At 44.4% G+C, this 20,250-nt stretch carries 15 protein-coding genes and 1 other annotated feature; of the genes, 5 read left to right on the forward strand and 10 right to left on the reverse strand.

What is annotated here, in order from left to right:
* From cdd to CST_RS09580, 4 genes are all read right to left on the reverse strand, one after another.
* Positions 1–420, reverse strand: coding sequence for a cytidine deaminase (cdd, locus tag CST_RS09565; protein WP_015359698.1), 420 nt, complete (start codon positions 418–420; stop codon positions 1–3).
* A 166-nt stretch (positions 421–586) separates the two neighbouring features.
* Entirely contained in the window at positions 587–1,957 is a 1,371-nt protein-coding gene (locus tag CST_RS09570; protein ID WP_015359700.1) for a sodium-dependent transporter, read from the reverse strand.
* A gap of 354 nt (positions 1,958–2,311) precedes the next feature.
* Positions 2,312–4,909: an ATP-dependent chaperone ClpB gene (clpB, locus tag CST_RS09575; protein ID WP_015359702.1), complete on the reverse strand. Its 2,598-nt coding sequence runs from the start codon at positions 4,907–4,909 to the stop codon at positions 2,312–2,314.
* A gap of 63 nt (positions 4,910–4,972) precedes the next feature.
* Positions 4,973–5,887, reverse strand: a complete 915-nt coding sequence (locus tag CST_RS09580; protein ID WP_015359703.1) for a DnaJ C-terminal domain-containing protein — start codon at positions 5,885–5,887, stop codon at positions 4,973–4,975.
* 244 nt (positions 5,888–6,131) lie between these two features.
* On the opposite strand from CST_RS09580, the gene CST_RS09590 reads away from it, so the two are divergent.
* From CST_RS09590 to CST_RS09605, 4 genes are read left to right on the forward strand one after another with little or no spacing between them, the layout of a single operon-like run.
* On the forward strand, positions 6,132–7,412 hold the full coding sequence (locus CST_RS09590) for a glucose-1-phosphate adenylyltransferase (protein ID WP_015359705.1): 1,281 nt from the start codon (positions 6,132–6,134) through the stop codon (positions 7,410–7,412).
* Positions 7,405–8,526: a glucose-1-phosphate adenylyltransferase subunit GlgD gene (glgD, locus tag CST_RS09595; protein ID WP_015359706.1), complete on the forward strand. Its 1,122-nt coding sequence runs from the start codon at positions 7,405–7,407 to the stop codon at positions 8,524–8,526. Before CST_RS09590 ends, glgD begins: the two co-directional genes overlap by 8 nt.
* Before the next feature lie 4 nt (positions 8,527–8,530).
* Positions 8,531–9,382, forward strand: a complete 852-nt coding sequence (locus tag CST_RS09600) for a 5'-methylthioadenosine/S-adenosylhomocysteine nucleosidase family protein (protein ID WP_015359707.1) — start codon at positions 8,531–8,533, stop codon at positions 9,380–9,382.
* Positions 9,354–10,394, forward strand: a complete 1,041-nt coding sequence (locus tag CST_RS09605) for an SPL family radical SAM protein (protein ID WP_015359708.1) — start codon at positions 9,354–9,356, stop codon at positions 10,392–10,394. The genes CST_RS09600 and CST_RS09605 overlap by 29 nt, the downstream gene beginning before the upstream one ends.
* Positions 10,395–10,411: 17 nt before the next feature.
* Here the strand turns inward: CST_RS09605 and CST_RS09610 are convergent, their stop codons facing one another.
* Entirely contained in the window at positions 10,412–11,782 is a 1,371-nt protein-coding gene (locus CST_RS09610) for a TrpB-like pyridoxal phosphate-dependent enzyme (protein ID WP_015359709.1), read from the reverse strand.
* A 116-nt stretch (positions 11,783–11,898) separates the two neighbouring features.
* Positions 11,899–12,144 (reverse strand) — a binding site (T-box leader).
* 144 nt (positions 12,145–12,288) lie between these two features.
* Entirely contained in the window at positions 12,289–13,317 is a 1,029-nt protein-coding gene (locus CST_RS09615) for a patatin-like phospholipase family protein (RefSeq protein ID WP_015359710.1), read from the reverse strand.
* A gap of 154 nt (positions 13,318–13,471) precedes the next feature.
* Between CST_RS09615 and CST_RS09620 the strand changes: the two genes are divergently transcribed.
* Positions 13,472–16,009: a glycosyl hydrolase gene (locus CST_RS09620; protein ID WP_015359711.1), complete on the forward strand. Its 2,538-nt coding sequence runs from the start codon at positions 13,472–13,474 to the stop codon at positions 16,007–16,009.
* On the opposite strand, the gene CST_RS09625 is transcribed toward CST_RS09620, so the two are convergent.
* Genes CST_RS09625 through pknB form a run of 4 tightly spaced genes read right to left on the reverse strand, consistent with a single transcriptional unit; the run spans position 16,006 to position 20,226 of the window.
* On the reverse strand, positions 16,006–16,641 hold the full coding sequence (locus CST_RS09625) for a thiamine diphosphokinase (protein WP_015359712.1): 636 nt from the start codon (positions 16,639–16,641) through the stop codon (positions 16,006–16,008). The genes CST_RS09620 and CST_RS09625 overlap by 4 nt on opposite strands.
* The gene (gene rpe / locus CST_RS09630; protein ID WP_015359713.1) at positions 16,638–17,336 is read right to left on the reverse strand and encodes a ribulose-phosphate 3-epimerase; all 699 of its coding nucleotides are present in this window, start codon (positions 17,334–17,336) and stop codon (positions 16,638–16,640) included. The genes CST_RS09625 and rpe overlap by 4 nt, the downstream gene beginning before the upstream one ends.
* On the reverse strand, positions 17,317–18,201 hold the full coding sequence (rsgA, locus tag CST_RS09635; RefSeq protein WP_015359714.1) for a ribosome small subunit-dependent GTPase A: 885 nt from the start codon (positions 18,199–18,201) through the stop codon (positions 17,317–17,319). Before rsgA ends, rpe begins: the two co-directional genes overlap by 20 nt.
* A gap of 18 nt (positions 18,202–18,219) precedes the next feature.
* Positions 18,220–20,226 (reverse strand): Stk1 family PASTA domain-containing Ser/Thr kinase, encoded by a 2,007-nt coding sequence (gene pknB / locus CST_RS09640; RefSeq protein ID WP_015359715.1) that lies wholly within the window; start codon positions 20,224–20,226, stop codon positions 18,220–18,222.
* Between the last annotated feature and the right edge of the window lie 24 nt (positions 20,227–20,250).

Here is a 20,250-nt window from a genome sequence, read left to right on the forward strand (position 1 = left end):
TCACGTATTCATACCTTTATTTTTAGTCATAAAATCCTCCCCTGCAAAAGCATGGGGTAAAATATCTTTCATTTCATATATTTTATATTGCCCGTTTTTATTGCTGCAAATAACCTTCGTTTCATCGTTTCCGAATTCGGATATTACTTGGCGGCATATTCCGCACGGATAGGTAATGTTTTCACCGTCGCTGCTTACTGCCACTGCAACTATCTTGCTTTCTCCCTCTGATACCGCCTTTGCAATTGCGGTGCGCTCGGCACATATGGTTGCGCCGAAGGACGAATTCTCCACATTGCACCCTGTATACACTCTTCCGCTTGCTGTCTGTACCGCAGCGCCGACACGGAATCCCGAATACGGAGCATAAGCTTTTTCTTTTGCCTCCATCGCTTTCCGCACTAGGTAATCAAAATCCATTTGAAGCCTCTCCCTGATGACATTAAATTAAAAAAACTTTTCCCTTCATATATTTTATTATAAAACTTTACGGCAGACAACATGCTGCGTTTTCGGCAAAAGAAATGCCGGAAACGTTTGGCAAAGGCAGCGTCAGTTTCCGGCATTGCACAAATTGCCTGTCCTTTTATCCGAAAAAGTCGATGTATCCCTGAATCAGCACTAACAAAATAATTGCCGGCAATACCCATGTCAGATATCCTCTGAGTGCACGGGGCATTTTAACGCCTTCCCCCGCATTTACCTCCTCCATGAAATTCTCAAAACCCCATCCGTAACGGCTGACACAGAACAGTACGTAAACCAGCGAACCTATCGGAAGAATATTATTGCTGATTATAAAGTCCTCGAGTTCAAGAATTGTGGACCCGGGTCCCAAAGGCTGAATCCATTTTAGTACGTTGAACCCAAGGACACAGGGCATTGAAAGTACGATAAGCAGAAATGTATTTACAAATGCCGCTTTTTTACGGCTCCAGCTCCACAAATCTATGGCAAACGAAATAATATTCTCAAAAACGGCTATAACTGTGGAAAATGCAGCAAACGACATAAACAAGAAAAAGAGTGAGCCCCAGATTCTGCCTCCCGCCATGGAGTGGAAAATATTCGGCAGTGTTACAAACACAAGACCCGGTCCGCTGCCGGGATCAACGCCGAATGAAAAACATGCGGGGAAAATGATAAGACCGGCTATAATCGAAATTACAGTGTCCAGTGCCGCAATATGTATGGATTCGCCCAGAAGGCTCCGTTCTTTTCCAATGTAGCTTCCGAAAATAGCCAAAGAGCCTATGCCGATACTAAGGGTAAAGAAAGCCTGGCTCATGGCCTCATAAACCGTTTCCCAAAGGCCGTATTCCTCCACACGGCTAAAATCAGGCAAAAGGTAGAACTTCAGGCCTTCAACCGCATTTGGAAGCATCAGTGATCTCACCGCAAGGACAATTATTATTGCCAGCAGAAGGACCATAAAAATTTTAGTAACCTTTTCAACACCTTCCTGAAGCCCAAAAGAACAAATACCGAAGCAGATTACGGTGGTTAAAACCATCCATACAGTCATTTCCAGCGGACTTGCCAGAAATTCATCAAATACCTGACATACCTGCTGAGTGTCAATCCCTTCAAACCTTCCCGTAAGGAACTTGTAAAAATAAGCGAGCATCCAGCTGGCAACGGTGGTGTAAAACATCATCAGTATGTAATTCCCCGCCATGCCTGCATAACCCATCCAGTGCCATTTCTGCCCGTTTTTCTCAAGGACTTTGAAAGATGTGGCAATACTTTTCCTGCTGGCCCGCCCGACCGCAAGTTCCATTGACATAATAGGCAAACCGAGCATAATTATGAACACCAGATAAATCAGCACAAATATTCCTCCGCCGTATTTTCCGGTAATGTACGGGAATCGCCATACATCCCCCAGTCCGATTGCACAGCCTGCGGAAATGAGAATAAAACCAAGACGTGAAGCAAAGGTTTCCCTTTTTTCCATGCTACCATCTCCCCACACTTTTAAAATATTAACTAAGTGACACAAAACAAAATTCCGTACCTAATAAGACCGTCCTACTACAAAAAATACGACCGTTTCTTATTGCAATACGGGTATACAGCAATATTATAACGGTTCCGGTTTTACATCACAATATGGAAAACCAATTCTTTTTCCCGTCAGGGAACATTCCGCAATGCATGTTTCTCTTTTTCATATATTATTTACAAAATAAAAAGAAAGCGCCTGATGCAAACCAGGCACTTTCTTCCAGCCGTACGGGTGAAATTTCGTCAATCGACTGCAATCCAATTATTGTTTCCACATTGTTTCCGGCATTACACAATTTCCTGACTATGACACTTTTACAATAAGTTCTCCTTTCCTGTTGTCCGCATCAATCGTCGCAACCGAACCTTCATGTATTTCCCCCGCGATTATCCTTCTTCCGAGATCGGTTTCAATTACTTTCTGAATAAATCTTCTCAGCGGACGCGCACCATATGACGGCGAATATGCCCTGTCAAGTATTACTTCCTTCGCCTCATCGGTAATCTCCAGCTTTATATTCCTGTCCTTAAGTCTTTCGCGAAGCTCGTTAAGTATCAGGTCGATAATACCGTAAATTTCCTTTCTTCCAAGCGGTTTGAATAAAACTATATCATCCACGCGGTTCAGGAACTCGGGCCTGAAATAGTTTTTCAGGCTGTCCATTACCATGTTCCTGACCGTTTCAGAAATTTCGCCGTTTTCGGTTATGCTTTCAAGCAGTATGTCGCTTCCAATATTGCTCGTCATTATAATTACGGCATTTTTAAAATTCACCGTTCTGCCCTGGCTGTCGGTAAGTCTCCCGTCATCCAGAAGCTGTAAAAGAAGATTGAATACATCGGGATGGGCCTTTTCTATCTCGTCAAACAAAATCACCGAGTATGGTTTCCTTCTGACTGCTTCGGTCAGCTGTCCCCCCTCTTCATAACCCACATATCCCGGAGGCGCTCCTATCAGTTTTGCCACCGAATGCTTCTCCATATATTCGCTCATATCAATTCTGATAAGATTTTCTTCACTGTCAAACAAGGCCTCTGCCAATGTTTTTGCCAGCTGTGTTTTTCCCACTCCTGTCGGCCCCAGGAAAATAAATGAGCCAATAGGTCTATTAAGATCTTTAAGTCCCGCCCTTGCACGAAGCACGGCATCGGATACCGCCTTTACGGCTTCGTCCTGCCCTATTACACGTTTTTTGAGTATATTTTCAAGGTTTAAAAGTTTCTGTTTTTCCTCCTCAACAAGTTTTGCAACCGGTATACCGGTCCATTTGGCGACGATTTCAGCTATTTCCTGTTCGGTCACTTCTTCCTTCAAAAGCTGTGTGCCAAGGGAATTCAGGCGTTTTTTGCACTCCTCCATTTCCTTTTCCAGTTCGGGCAAACGTCCGTATCTGAGTTTCGCTAAAGTTTCAAGATCATAAACCCTTTCAGCGTTTTCTATTTCATGCTTGACTTTTTCAATTTCCTCTTTCAGTTCCTTTTCCCGTTTAATATAACTTTTCTCCATTTCCCACTGTGCCTTCATTGATTCGGCTTCCTGCTTCAGCCTCTGTATTTCCTGACTTAACTGGTTGCGCCTTTCTACCGAATTAATGTCGGTCTCCTTGCTGAGCACCTGGTACTCAATCTCATACTGCATTATTTTTCTGTTTATTTCGTCCAGTTCATACGGCATGCTGTCAATCTCCATCCTCAGCATTGAAGCGGCTTCGTCCATCAAATCAATTGCCTTGTCGGGAAGGAACCTGTCGGAAATATACCTGTCTGACAGCACGGCACAGGCGATTATTGCATTGTCGGTTATGCGTACCCCATGATGAATTTCAAATCTTTCCTTTAGCCCGCGCAAAATGGATATTGTATCCTCAACTGTGGGCTGATCCACAAGAACAGGCTGGAAACGTCTTTCCAGCGCCGCATCTTTTTCTATATACTTTCTGTACTCATCAAGGGTTGTTGCACCGATACAGTGGAGTTCCCCTCTTGCGAGCATGGGTTTCAAGATGTTTCCGGCATCCAGCGCCCCGTCTGTCCTGCCTGCGCCGACTATTGTATGCAGCTCGTCAATAAAAAGAATGATCCTTCCTTCGGATTTGGCTATTTCATTAAGAACCGCCTTCAACCTTTCCTCGAATTCACCACGGAATTTTGCTCCGGCAATCAGCGCCCCCATATCAAGGGCGAAAATGGTCTTGTCTTTTAATCCCTCGGGAACATCACCTTTTAAAATCCTCTGGGCCAGCCCTTCAACAACGGCGGTTTTGCCAACTCCGGGCTCACCGATCAGAACAGGATTGTTCTTCGTTCTGCGCGAAAGAATCCTGATTACTCTCCGGATTTCCTGATCCCGTCCGATAACGGGATCCAGTTTTCCCTGCCGTGCAAGTTCAACCAGATCTCTGCCGTATTTCTGCAAAGCCTGATAGCCTTCTTCCGGATTTTTGCTCGTCACTCTTTCATTTCCCCTTACCCTGGACAGGGCTGAAAGAAGTTTTTCCCTGTCAACTCCGTATTTTGCCAGAATCCTGCTTGATGGCGTATTCTTTTCATTTATTATTACAAGATATATATGTTCAACACTGACATATTCGTCTTTAAACCTTTTGGCTTCGTCCTCGGCTTTAAGCAATACCTGGTTAAAACGCCTTGTGGCATAAACCTGCTCCACATTCGTCCCGTATACCTTCGGCAGCCTGTCCAGTTCCTGCTGAAGATCCTGTTTCATGTTTTGCGTATTGACACCGATTATTTCAAGTAATTTCGGTATAAGCCCATCCTCCTGTTCAAGGAGCGCCATATGCAAGTGTTCCACGTCCACCTGCTGGTGATCGAGCTTGAGAGCCAGTTGCTGAGCTTCCACCACTGCTTCCTGGGCTTTCTCGGTGAATTTTTCAAACTTCATGCGTACTCTCCTTTCAAACCTTAAAATAAATAACCACCTGTAACTTAGATGGTTATAAAAAATTTAAATGGTTTCGGTTGCTTTCAGCTTTTCATATAGTCTTCGCTGTTCGGTGGTAAGGTATTTCGGATTTACAATTTTTATCAGGATATAAAGATCTCCCCGTGTTTCTTTTGTTCTGCCATAACCCTGCTTTGGTATCCTTATCTTCTGGTCGGTCTGAATCCCCGGGGGAATCTTTACCTGTATTATGCCGTCAGGTGCCTCAATTTTTATTTCTCCTCCAAGAGCCGCAGTCCATGGGTAGATTTCTGCCTTTTTAATAAGATTATTACCTTCAAGTTTATACTTTCCTTCCCTGAATTTAACAACAAGGTACAAATCCCCGTTTGGTCCTCCGCCAATACCCGGTTTTCCCTGCCCCGCCAGTTTTATTTTTCCGCCCTCGGGAATACCCTTGGGTATTTTCACCGACAGGGTTTTTGCGCCATGACCGGTTCTGACGGTAAACGTTTTTTCAACTCCCTCAAGGCCTTCTTCCGGTGTAATATAAAGTTCTGCCTCAACATCTTCTCCCCGCATGGCGTGAGTGCCTGAAAAACCGGTATTAAAGCCCCTGAATTTTCCGCCGAATAAATCATCCAGGTTAATACCGTAATCGCCGAAAAACATATTAAAAAAGTCGCTGAAACCGTTATGACTCTTTTTGAATTCGAAGTTTCCAAACCATGACGGATCAAAATTCATTCCGTTCTGGAAATACATACTTCCAAACTGATCATATTTTTTTCTTTTCTCTTCATCCCCCAGAACTTCATAAGCCTCATTGATTTCCTTGAATTTTTCTTCTGCTTCCTTATTGCCCGGGTTGGAATCGGGGTGGTATTTTTTCGCAAGTTTCCTGTATGCCCTTTTTATCTCTTCCTGAGTGGCGTTTTTGTCAACCCCCAGGATTTTGTAATAATCTTTATATTGCATATAGAGAAACCTCCGACTTTGACTTTCTTTGACTATTATAATTATATAAATAACCCGCTGTAAAATCAACGGCTAATTTTATTTTCCGGAATGTTTTTGTTTTTTCTGAAATTTTTTGAAGATAAACGAGAAAAAATTGGAGATACGACTCATTCTTAATTTTACAAAAAAGGGGCATTCTATTTTATGAGACAGATTTTTATTAACATCCCCCAATAAATAAAAACATAACCGGGAGGAAAAAATGCGTAAGGAAATTATTGCTCTTATTCTTGCGGGCGGTCAAGGAAGCAGACTCGGAATATTAACAAAACTGACGGCCAAACCTGCCGTGATGTATGGCGGCAAATACCGTATAATAGATTTTTCATTAAGCAACTGCATTAATTCAGGTATTGACACCGTCGGTGTACTGACCCAGTACAGGCCGTTGCAGCTTACCCACCACATTGGAATCGGAAAGCCCTGGGACCTGGACAGACTAAACGGCGGCGTTACCATTCTGTCACCTTTTACAAAACAGCTTAAGGGAGAATGGTATTCGGGTACGGCAGACGCAGTGTACCAGAACATGCATTATATTGAAGAACAAAATCCGAAATATGTAATCATTCTTTCCGGAGACCATGTCTATAAAATGAATTATTCCATGATGCTTGACTTTCACAAAAAAAACAATGCCGATGTAACAATATCCGCCATTCAGGTCCCCATTGAGGAAGCACACCGCTATGGCGTAATTCTTGCCACCGATGAAGGCAAAATATACGGTTTTGAAGAAAAGCCGAAAGAACCTAAAAGCAATCTTGTTTCAATGGGCGTTTACATATTCAATCTAAACGTCCTGAAAGAAAGCCTTATTGAAGACCATCATGACAATAATTCCGGCCATGATTTCGGAAAAAATGTGATACCCAAGCTTCTTAAAACAGGAAAAAGGCTTTGGGCTTATACGTTTTCGGGATACTGGAGGGATGTCGGAACAATACAGTCCTATTATGAATCCAACATGGATTTGGTTACCCGGGTTCCGGAATTCAACCTGTTTGATCCCAACTGGAGAATTTATACCCCAAATCCGGTAAAACCCGCCCATTATATCGGCCCTAAAGGATATGTCATCAGATCCATTGTGGCAGAAGGGTGCATGATTTACGGCACTGTCATAAACTCAGTCATTTTCCCGGGTGTTACGATTGAAGAAAATGCCTGCGTTGAAAACTGCATTATCATGTCAAACAGTACGGTAAAACAAGGGTCATATCTAAACTGCACAATCATCGGGGAAAAAACGGTAATCGGGACGGGCGTTAAAACCGGTATAGGCGAATATGCGGAAAACATTTTCAACAGTAAAATATACAATTCGAAAATCACCGTAATCGGTTCGGACGCCGTTATACCCGATAACGTAACCATAGGCTGCAATGTGGTCATAGACAATCAAATAATGCCCGGTGACTTTCCTTTCACATATATTCCGTCAGGTTATGCATTGTTGAAAGGGGATGGCGGTCATGTATAGCATGATGGGTATAATACTTACCGGCGGAAAAAACAACCGCCTGAAGGAACTGTCGGCCGGCCGTTCCATTTCGGCGGTCCCTTTCGGCGGAAAATACAGGGCAATTGATTTTGCCCTTTCAAACATGATAAATTCGGGAATACGGAACGTGGGCATACCAACCCAGTATAATTTTCATTCTCTGATTGACCACCTCGGTTCGGGAAAGGAATGGGACCTGGACAGAAAAAACGACGGTCTGTTCATTCTTCCCCCATGCCTGTCGGAATACGGAACGGGATGGTACAGGGGAAATGCCGACGCAATGTACAGCAATCTGACATTCCTTAACAGAAGCAATGAGGAATTTGTACTCATTAACCAGGGCTATGCCATTTACAATATGAATTATACAGATATGCTGAAACACCATGTGGACAAGGATGCGGACATTACAATCGCCTGCAGGCACATGACCGATTTCCCGAAAGAATACCTTTGCGCCCTCGGCATAGTTGAAACCGATACTGACATGCGGATAACCGACATGCAGGAAAAACCTCTTAACCCGAAAAGTGATTTTGCTTCCATGGGCGTTTACATCATAAAACGCAAACTGCTGATTTCCCTTCTTGAAGAAAGTGCCGCTCACGGGTACTATGAATTTGTCAGGGATATTATCATTAAAAAAGTCAACGAATTGCGGCTCTATGCATATGAATTCAAGGGATACTGGCGCCCGTTGTGCAATATACAGCTCTATTACATGGCGAACATGGAATTGCTTAACCCTGAAATAAGGTACGAGCTTTTTGAAAAAAACGGAAAGATTTTTACAAAGGTTAAGGATGAACCTCCCGCAAAATATAACGACGAAGCGGTGGTGAAGAACTCGATTGTCGCAGACGGATGCATTATTGAGGGACATGTGGAAAACAGCATATTGTTCAGAGGGGTTAAAATCAAAAGGGGTGCAGTAATAAAAGACAGCATTATAATGCAGGATTCGGTGGTTTGCGAAAATGCATTGCTTGACTGCTGCATACTGGACAAAAGTGTTATTATAACGGCCGGAAAGCAATTGAAAGGAGACAAAAACTGGCCTTTAATAGTAGGCAAAAACGTGGTAGTATAAAAGAATGATATACGTATTTACCGCTCTTTACTGTGAAGCCTATCCGATAATTCAATACCTGGGTCTGAAAAGGCGGCAGGATATAAACCGGTTTCAGCTTTTTTCAGACGATCGTGTCAGTCTGCTTATTACCGGAACCGGCAGCCTTAATGCCGCTATAGGTGTTACTTCTCTTTTTTCGCTCTTTTCGCCCGGTTCGGGTGATATACTCTTAAATACTGGCATTTGCGGAACCGACAATATGAATTTGAAAAAAGGCACCCCCGTACTTTGCAATAAAATCATTGACCTTGCCACATTCAAATCCGTTTACCCGGACATGCTCTACAGGCATCCATTCGCTGAAGGCACGGTTTTGACCAGCCCCGTTCCGGTAACAGCCGGAACAGAAAAACGTTACAATGGGCCGGGCATTACTGTCACCGACATGGAAGCATATGGGATATTCTGCGCGGGCTCAATATTTCTGCAGCCCCATCAAATGTTCTTTATCAAAACAGTATCGGATTACGAATCAGGGGAACAGCTAAACGGCATGCAGGTCAGCGAGCTGTTATCAGCCAATGTTGACAAGATTTTCGGTTGGATAATGCCAATTCATGATGAACTTTCAAAAAGGCGGGTTTCGGTTTTTTCGGACGAAGAAAAAACGTTGCTGGAAAAAGCAGCCGAGGCTATGAAAATTACCGTGTCAATGCGGCATCAGCTGAATCAGATGATGCGGTACCATAAGTTACTGCATGGCGGTTTTACCGCCGAGCTGACAAATTTTCTTGAAGACAGGCTGAAAAAACCTTGCAAAACCAAAAACGAAGGGAAGAAATGTTTTGAGGAACTCAGGAAAAGATTTGTATAACCCTGCCTTTTCCCATATTTATATAGAAAAGGGCATACTGAACCATCCTGAAACAGTGAAAATCTTATCCAGGTTCCCCGGGGCCGGAATCATAGTTATAAACCATTATAAGGATGTTTTTTCAAGAAGCGGTCAGAATTTTTTAATACAAAAGCAATCCCCGTCTCTGATCCTGGCAAAGAAACAGGATAATTTCCTTTACAAAGGAGCTCCCGTTTGCCAGGATTTCGGGCATAACCATTTCTACCACACTCCGCTGGTTATGAACTGTATATACGACTGTGAGTACTGCTATCTGCAGGGTATGTATTCCTCAGCCAACATGGTGGTGTTTGTAAATCTTGAGGACTATTTTATGCATGTGGAAAAAATGCTTCAAAACCATCCTGTTTACCTGTGCATATCCTATGACACCGATCTTTTGGCGCTGGAACACAAATTGGGTTATGTCCGGTACTGGAATTCTTTTGCCGAGTCCCACCCAAACCTTACCATCGAGGTGCGCACAAAAAGTGCCGGCTTTAAAAGCATTGAAAAGTTAACGCCACTGGAAAATTTTATTCTTGCCTGGACACTGTCACCTGAAACAGTGCAAAAAAACTTTGAGCATAAAACACCTTCATTAACACAAAGGATTTCATGCATAAAAAAAGCGCTGGACAGGGGCTTTAAGGTGAGGCTTTGCTTCGATCCTCTCATTTATTCAAAAGACTGGTATCTGCATTTCAGCGAAACGGTGGAAAAAACATTTTCCGAAATTCCCGCCGGAAAAATTCACGATGTGGGAATGGGAGTATTCAGAATTTCCCGCGACTATCTGAAAAGAATGAGGAAAAACAGACCCGATTCGGTAATAACGCAGTATCCGTATGAGTACGACAATGGTGTATATCATTACGGAAAGGAACTGACCGACCGGATGGTTTCGGAGGCCTGCGATATTTTATCGAAGCACGTGCCGGCGGAAAAAATATATATATGGAAGGAAGCGGAAGGCGAAAGGAACATTTGATTCGCCTCCCGCATTTTTTATAAATCCACTTTCGGAATTGTTGCAAATCCCTTTTCCAGGTCTTCGTCGGTCGGGATGTAATCGGTCATTGCTCCGGCATTGTAGCTCATGTAAGCTGTCATATCGAAATATCCGGTACCTGACAAACCGAATATGATTGTCTTCTTTTCACCTGTCTCTTTGCACTTTATTGCTTCATCAATGGCAACCCTCAGTGCATGGGAAGATTCGGGCGCAGGAAGAATTCCTTCGCACCGGGCGAACATAACCGCCGCTTCGAACACTTTGGTCTGTTCAACACTGCGAACTTCAAAATAACCGTCATGATACAGCTTTGACAGAATGGGGCTCATACCGTGATATCTCAGACCGCCTGCATGGTTCGGCGAAGGTATAAAGCCTGAGCCGAGGGTATACATTTTCAAAAGCGGCGTTGTCTTTCCGGTGTCTCCGAAGTCGTAAGCATACCGTCCCCTTGTGAATGACGGACACGACGCAGGTTCAACACCTATAAAGCGGATATTGTTTTTGCCCTCAATCTTCTCACCCATGAACGGTGCGATAAGTCCTCCGAAGTTTGAGCCGCCCCCTACACAGCCTATTATAATATCGGGTTCTATGCCGTATTTGTCGCATGCCGTTTTTGTCTCCAGGCCGATAATGGACTGGTGCAGGAGGACATGGTCCAGTACGCTTCCCAGAACGTAACGGCAGTTTTCGGTCTTCACCGCCGTTTCAACGGCTTCCGAAATGGCACATCCGAGTGAACCGGTGGTTCCCGGGTTCTCTGCAAGGATTTTTCTTCCCACTTCGGTGGTGTCTGACGGAGACGGTACCACCTTTCCGCCATAGGTTTCAATAACGGCTTTTCTGTAGGGTTTCTGCTCCGCCGATACCTTAACCATATATACTATGAGATTGACTTTGTAATACGCACATGCCATTGCAAGAGCAGTTCCCCATTGTCCCGCTCCTGTCTCGGTTGTGACTGTTGTTATTCCCTGCTCCTTTGCATAATAGACCTGTGCAGCGGCAGAATTGAGTTTGTGTGAGCCTGAAGTATTTGTGCCCTCAAATTTGTAGTAAATTTCGGCCGGCGTATTCAGCTCCCTTTCGAGATTGTAGGCACGGATCAGCGGTGACGGCCGAATCATTCTGTAAAAATTCATAAGCCCTTCGGGGATTTCTATATACCTGTCCGTTGTATTGAACTCCTGCTCCACAAGTTTTTCGCAGAATATCGGGGTCAAATCTTCCTTAGTACATGGTTTTAACGTAGCCGGATTGAGCATCGGAGGCGGAAGCTCCTTCATTACGGCCTTCAGATTATACCAGTGCCGTGGAAGTTCCTTTTCCGAAAGATAAATTTTGTACGGTATTCCCGCCACATTTACCACCCTTTCTTATTTTTTATCTTTACACAATTCAAACGCTTTAAGCGTGAAATCTTTTTCAAAAGGGACACTGCCGCGGGGAAGGCTAATAAAAAAAGTCTTTGTCCTGACATTAGGACAAAGACTTATAATCTCTGCGGTGCCACCTAATTTGCGCATAAAGCGCCCCTCATTTTCCATGTACCAACATACATGCTTCCTTGATAACGGGTGAAGATCCCGGCTTGCCTACTCTGTCTCCATTTCGGCTGCGCCCTCCTGAGCCCATTCACATAAGTTTTGCCGCCGCAATTCCACCGCCTGCGGCTCTCTGTTGGCAAAATCCTTATGTTACTACTCTCAGTCATCGGTTTTACATAATATATCAGACTAAGTTATATATAATACTATTCAATAAAATATCATTTGTCAATAATGTTTTAAAACTTCACGCCAAAATTCCCGAACCGGTTTTTTTACCATTAAACTTGGCGTTTTCTTACAAAAAACATTTATTGTCATCACTTTGCCGGCTTGTTTTTACCGGCGGTTATCAGCCTGACAAACTTGTTAATTTCACTTAGGTTCTTGTCCCACATTTCCATTCCTTTTTTAAATAAATATTCTATATTTTCAGTGCTTCCGTCGTCTATACCCCCTTTGTTCCTGTCAAGCTCCACATCGAACCTGAACAGCGTTACCTGAGGCAGTTTTTTCAGCATATGGTTCGTACTTATCTTCTGTCCTTCCCCAACTGCGTTGATAAGCGGCACTCCAAGCCATGGCGCAATCCAGTTGAAAAAGCCCCAGTTTGCCATTTTTTCGGTTCTATACTCTTCTTTCCGGTTTCCCGTTCCCAGCGACAGAATAACATATTCATTGCAGTCGGGGAAAATTTTTCGCGCCTCTATAAAAGCGCTCAGTGCGGGGTTTATGCAGAAAATTCCCCCGTCTATTAGGCAATAGCCGCCCTCTTCCTTATATACATGCACGGGCGGGAAATACGTCGGAACGGCTGCTGTTGACAAAGCCGCGTCAACCATGTAAAAATCGGCATCCTCCTCGCCCCCTGCGTGCGCAGGCCGCTTCTTTATAAAAACAGGCTGCATGTTTTTCATGTCAAATGCGGTTATTAATACGTTTGTCAGAGCTTCCTTTACGGTGTGGCTTTTGAAAATTTCCACAAGTACCGCTTTAAAGGGAGCTGAACTGTATTTGCTCGTAAAAATCTGCCTTACAAGCTTTCTCACCTTGTTTCTGTTTCCGGGGAAAACCCTATTTCCGAATATCCTGTAAAGATCAGGCAGTTTTTCCGCCGCCACTCCACCTTTTTCATCATACAAATTCCCGTCAGTTTTTCTGTACATCGGAACTGTAAGAGCAAGTGTTATGAGTCCGCCGGTGGAGGTGCCCGCTATAATGTCGAAAACCCGGTGATAGGGCTTGTCTACGCCATTCTTTTCGAGCTCTTTTTTCAGTTTTGCCAGAAAAACCGCCGGAATTACCCCCCGAATGCCCCCTCCGTCTATGGAAAGAATAAACCTTCTCACAATTACCCCCGCTTTTGTTTTCTATATATGGATTATATGTGTAAAAATGCCGTTAATGCCTGACCATCATTTGCCTTTGCGTAATGTATTTTTCTGCCTGACTAAAAGTGCTATAATTAAATTGTTTATACATTAGTACTTGAAAGGTGATTTTATGGAATCCACGAAGTTGGCAGAATTTCTTAACATTAATGTTGATGAATACAGGCCTCTGGCTTTTTTCGGGATTAAAGCCCACGAAGATCACGAAAGCATCCGTGAATGGGTAAAATGGTGCAAAAGGCAGGGGTTTCGTGGATTCAACATAATAATTGCATCGGACTGTACCGGCCGTGCGAACGAACGGTGGATTAACATGGTACTGGACGCTTATGAAACGGCGTTCAGGACCGCAAAAGAAGAAGGGCTTGAAGTATGGATATTCGACGACTGGGGCTACCCCAGCGGCACGGCAGGGGGCCTGGTCTGTACCGAAAACGGATACAGGGCAAAAAAACTCGTCATTTCCCACAACTGCATATTGAAAAAAGGCGAGCAAATCGCCATTACAATGCCTGATAATGTGGTTGCCGCAGGGATACTTAAGAACAATACCTTTGAAAGGATTAAAATAAAACCGAAGGAACGCTTTGAATACACCTGCGATGATGAACTTGCCCACATTGTAGTGGTTTCATGGGATTACGACGAACACGCGTCAAAATCATCGTGCAAGTCATACCCCGGTGACCCGGCAATGTCTTGCATTGACCTGCTTAACAGGGATGCCGCCGAGAAATTCGTCAGCGTTATGCATGAAAGATACTATCAAAGATTCTCGGCATATTTCGGGAATGTCATAAAAGGCTTTTTCTATGACGAGCCCTATCTCAGGTTTGAATTTCCCTACACTCAGGGCCTTTTTGAAGAATTTCAAAGAAAAAAAGGCTATGATCTTCTGGAAGTGCTGCCTTACCTTCTGGTAAACGTGAAATCCAGTCATCCCGCTGTGATAGATAAATATACCGATGACTTTTTTGATGTTTATACCGACATGGCCGCGGAAAATTTTTACCGTGTTTTGAGTCAATGGTGTAAAAAACACAATGTCGAACTTACAGGCCATATGGATCTGGATCATCACCTTAATACACTGAATACAATCAGCGGCCATTTCTTCAAGAATATGAAACATAACGACAGGCCTGCAGTAGACGTAATATGGGCCCAGATTGAGCCTGGGGTGTTTACCGATTTTCCGAGATACGCCGGATCGGTCAAAAGATTATTGGGCCGCAGGCGCGCCGTTTCCGAGACCTTTGCCGGAATGGGGCAGGGCCTGCACGGGGATTTGATGAGATATATAACCGATCATCAGGTTATCCGCGGAATTGATGACTTTCATCTGATGTATTCCAACAATAACCCCGACAGCCCGGCAGAAAGCCCTCAGATGCCGAATCACATGCTTCAGGAACCATTCGGGAAACTTATATATGATCGTATCGCCGTTGCCTCGGCGATCTCTGCCTTTGGTAAATTTGCAGGAAACACCGCATTGTACGTTCCATGCTATGATTTGTACAGGGCGCAGCTGGGCATAGGCAATCTCACTGCCAACAATGCCGAAAAATTTATCTGGGAATGGGTGGATGAAATTGCAAGGGAACTTACATATATGCCCTGTGATTTCGATTATATCTGGGACGAAGCAATACTCTCGCTGAAAATCACGGAAGGTGGATTCCTTACCGGTTCCGGGTATGTTATAAATACTGTAATTCTGCCTCCGAACTGCACAATTAAGGATGAGGTCGCGAAAAAACTCAAACAATTTGCAAGGTCCGGAGGGAGAATTATATCCGTCTTCAGGTATAATCCGCTGCTTGAGCGGGATTCAATACTGTGCAGCGAAATTGATTCGTTAAAAGCCCTTGTCAGCTCCTCCGTTACGATATCACCATCAAGCCAAATCTCCCTGTGCACAAGGGTTGGCAAAGGAAAGACGGTCTACATGCTTTTAAACGAGTCCACGAAAGATACGGACGTGGAAATATGTATTGACAATACAGGAATTTTATATGAAGCAAATCTCAAAGAATGCAGCCTCAAAACAGTTTCCACCAAAGGCCCTTTCAGGTTCCTGACCAGATTTAACGGCTGTGAATTAAAAGTTTTTGTTGCCGACAAAACAGGCCAGGCAATTAAAGGTTTAAGCGCAAAGGCTGCGGAAAGAGTATGCCACTGGATTCCTGGGCAGGAGGTAAACGGGATCGAGCCTTTTAACTGGAGTATTCAGCTGCCCGACAAAAACGAAATATCCCTTGACGGCAAAGACTTTCCCGACTGGGCAAGCCTCGGCTGGCCGGAATATTCAGGACCCATGAAATACACCTCATACTTTGATTATAACTCCGACAAACCGAACGCAGTCCTCTGCATGCCCGGTCTTCATTACCATGCAATAGTGTACGTCGACGGAAAGGAAGCGGGACGAACGGCATATAAGCCCTATGAACTGAGTTTGTCCGGCTTGGAGAAAGGGCGGCACAAACTTGAAATTGTAGTGTACAATACCGGTGCAAACGAAGTCGTGGGAACACTTGAAGCTGAAAAAAGGAAATATTCAAAAAGATTCGCGCATATGGCCGCATATGACAGAAAAAGACTTAAATCTGGACTGCTCGGGCCTGTTAAAATATATCCCGTTTAATCTTTCGAAAGAATAACGTAAAGCCGGCCCTTTTTTACGGAAACTTCAGCCCATTCGGAAACAAATTCATTACTTATGCCAAGGCCTGTCCCCATTACCATGGTTCCGTCATTAAGGGGATAGGCCAGCCCTTTGGTTGTAATCCCCTCAACTTTCGGAGTCGCCGGTACAAGCGACAGGTAATAACCTTCTTTTCTGGGAATTCTGATGCAATCGGTAAGAAGGTAAATGTAGTTGTTGCGGTTTATGATGACCCCTTCAACGCCTTTGTCAGCCAGCTTATGAAGAAGCTGAATATTTGAGATGGTATGATCCAGCCTTGATCCCGTAGCGCCGGTAATGTATATTCTTGTGGCCCCCTTTTCAATTGCAAGGTTCAGGGCCAGTTCCATATCGGTATAATCCTTCTTGGCGGGGAATTTTATTATCTCAATGCCGCTTTGTTGGTAAGCTTCTTTTATTTCAGGCTCGATTGAATCAAAGTCCCCCACCAGAATATCAGGTCTGATACCCGCCTGATACAAATACCGTGCCCCGCCGTCGGCACATATTATTAAATCCGATATGCGTGAATATTCTTTTATTATTTCGCCGGATTCTACAAGTCCGCTTCCTACAACCAGCGTATTCATATCTGTACCTTTCCGCCAAAAGCAGATTTTTTTCTTAATTCAGATACAAACCATGCCTTGTCGTGGGCATTGAAAAAAGCAGATCCTGCCACTATTACATTGGCTCCCGCCGCAGTTACTTCAGCAATATTGTCGGTGCTTATGCCCCCGTCAATCTGAAGCAAAACGTTCGGAGCCTGTTCGTTAATCCTGTCGCGCATTGCTTTTATTTTCGCTGTCATCTGAGGTATATATTTTTGCCCTCCAAATCCAGGGTTTACAGTCATTATAAGAACCATATCCACAAGCTCAAGGGAATAGTCCAGAACATTCAGCGGCGTCGCCGGATTCAGCGCAACTCCGGCTCTAATCCCTGACTGACGGATAATCTGAAGTGTCCGGTTCAGGTGCGTACACGCCTCGGCATGCACCGTAATCATGTCTGCGCCCGCTTCAATAAAATCATTCAGCAATAATTCAGGTTTTTCAATCATCAGGTGGACATCCATAAAAAGATCTGTCTGCCTGCGTATGCATTTTATAACAGGGGGACCTATCGTAATATTCGGAACAAAATGCCCGTCCATTACATCGACATGCACCCAGTCGGCCCCTGAATCCTTAATGGTATCCAGCGCTTCTTTGAGCCTTGTGAAATCAGAAGACAGTATCGACGGCGCAATGATTATTTCCCTCTTATCTGTATCTGTTTTCATACTGCAATTTCAACTCCTCATACAATCGCCGATAGCATTCATACCTTACCCGAGATATCTCTCCGGACTGGACCGAATCCTTTACCGCACATCCTGGTTCTTTTATATGGCTGCAGCCGCTGAACCTGCACATGCCCTCCAGTCTGATGAACTCCGGATACATTGAAGAAAGTTTTGCATGTTCAATGCCTTCCAGCGTAAGTGAACTGAACCCCGGCGTATCCACGACATAACCGTCATTGTCCAAAGGCAAAAGCTGAACGTGACGGGTTGTGTGTTTTCCCCGCTGGATCCTGCTCATTTCGCCCGTTTCCATAACCCATGCGTCCATAATGTTGTTAAGAATTGTGGATTTTCCTACACCTGACTGGCCTGCAAATACAGTGCGGTGACCTTTCAGCTTTTCATGGAGCTCGTCATAACCCCGTTTTCCTACTTTGCTTATCGCAACAACCTGGTATCCCGTACCTACATAAATATTTTTTACTTCTTCAAGCTCTTGTTCGTTTATCAAATCAATCTTGTTTATTACTATCAGCGGTGTAATACCGTTCCTCTCGGCAGTAATGAGCAGTTTATCCACAAGCAGGAAATCGGGCTCGGGGGACGTTCCGGCGATAACAATAGCTATCTGGTTTACATTTGCCACCGGCGGACGTACAAAAAAATTCTGCCTTTCTTCAATTTCTTCAATCCATCCTTCTTTTGCCGTTTCGTCGGTTATTGAGAATTCGACGAAATCGCCGGCAACGGGTGTTATACCTTTCTTTCTGAAAACTCCCCTAACCCGGCACTCGTAGATACCTGAACTGCTCTCTACGGTGTAAAAACCCCCCACACCTTTCAGTATCAAGCCCTTTGGCAAAAATACTCCTCCGTTTCACTATTGCTGAATAAGAATTTCCTCTCTGTATTGAAGCTCGCCGTCCATATAAACAAACAGCGTTGTCTTCACACCCGGAGTAACGGGCACAAGAACGGTATACGGAAATTCGGACATATTAAGTGTGGCCCGTTTTAAAAATATTTCTTCTCCCGAGTCCCCGGTAGTATAGTAAATTTCCACTTCCACCGTGTCCCCGAATTCCCGGTCGGGCGGAAGATAAATCTGCTTTGTTATTCTTGTGCTGTCGGCAGAATCGGAAATGCCGCTGTCAATCCCGCTTCCGTCCCCAGCAGAAGGCGACTGTTCATCGGCAAAATACAGATTTACCGCAGTCAGTTCCTTAACCACCGTTCCGGCTTTCGGCTCCTGATTTATTATCCTTCCTTTGTACCCTTCCCTGTCTTCAGGATAGATTTTCCCTATGCTCAGATTATGTTCCAGAAGTATATTTCTCGCCTCGTCCAAGGTGCGGCCCGTTACATCGGGTACAACAACGTTCTCAAGTTTCGGGCCAAGGCTTCGGTATATAATAACCTCGCTTCCTGCCGCAACAACAGAGCCCATTTCGGGTTCGGTCCTTATTACACGCCCTTCAGCCACTTCGTCGCTGTATTCATCCACGACCTTCGTTTGCAGCTTTAATTCGTTTTTCAGCTTGATTTCAGCTTCCACATAATCCGCAAATTTTATATCGGTGGGAATTGTCACCATTTCAGGGCCATTACTGACAATCAGTTCCACTTTTGTAATGGCGTCATCGCCGGGCATGATCGAAATACCTGCCGGCGGTCTCTGGTCCATAACCACTCCTTTCGGAACGGTGTCACTGTATTCATACACAGGCTCGGCGTAAGGCAGATTCTTGGCCTCAAGATCGGCAATGGCATCTTCTATATGCATTCCGATGTAGTTTATTACTTCCACCGGCTGTTTTTTCGGCGCAAGAATGGCGCCTACCACGTCTTTTACGACTTTGTCGTATACCAACCAGATTCCGCCAACAATAATTCCTATCAGCAGAATGTATACAGAGGCAATTAAAAAGCCCTTTTTCGAAGTCTTCCCGGCCTTACCCTTCTTTCTGTTCCTTCCTCTGTCCTTTTTCGCTGCCAAGCTCTCCTCCTCCAAACTACCTATAACTCTTGTCGCGAACAGATCGGTTTCGCCGCCGTTTCGCTCAAGGGCTTCTCCTTTTTTCACGTGATCAAGATCGGCTATCATCTGCAAAGCATTGTCATAACGTTCCGATCTTGATTTTCCCATTGCGCGAAGAACAATTTCGTCCATCGCCTCGGGTATATCAGGTACAATTGAAGACGGTCTCGCAGGCTTTTCTTCGATATGCTTTAAAGCAACCGAAACAGGATTGTCGGCGTCAAACGGCACTCTTCCCGTCAGCATTTCGAACAGGGTTACTCCAACAGAATATATATCGGATTTTTCATCTGTATAACCTCCCCTTGCCTGTTCCGGCGACGAATAATGAACCGACCCTACAGTGTCAACCTTTCTTGTTACCGTAGAAGTTGTTACCGCTCTGGCTATACCGAAATCGGTAACCTTCGGAACATGATCCGAAGTCATCAGAATATTCTGGGGCTTAATGTCCCTGTGTATGATTCCCTGCCTGTGCGCCTTGTGCAGCGCGCTTAATATGGCAATTGCTATATCGGCGGCCTCCTGCCACGGAAGAGCCCCGTTTTGCCTTATATACTCCTTTAATGTTATACCATCTATATATTCCATTACAATGTAATGGATATTGCCCTCTTTTCCGACATCATAAATGGATACAATATTCGGATGATTAAGACTGGCAGCCGCATAGGCCTCCCTTTCAAAACGTTCAAGGAATTCTTCGTCGTTAACAAATTCATCCTTTAATATTTTTACTGCCACCCATCTTTTCAATACCCTGCATCTCGCCTTATATACGTCGGCCATGCCACCGCTGCCTATCTTTTCCACCAGTTCGTACCGATTATTCAGAACCTTTCCTGTCATTCCAGCACCTCAAATCAATTGTAC

Origin of the sequence: Thermoclostridium stercorarium subsp. stercorarium DSM 8532, from assembly GCF_000331995.1 — a bacterium.
GTDB lineage: Bacteria > Bacillota > Clostridia > DSM-8532 > DSM-8532 > Thermoclostridium > Thermoclostridium stercorarium.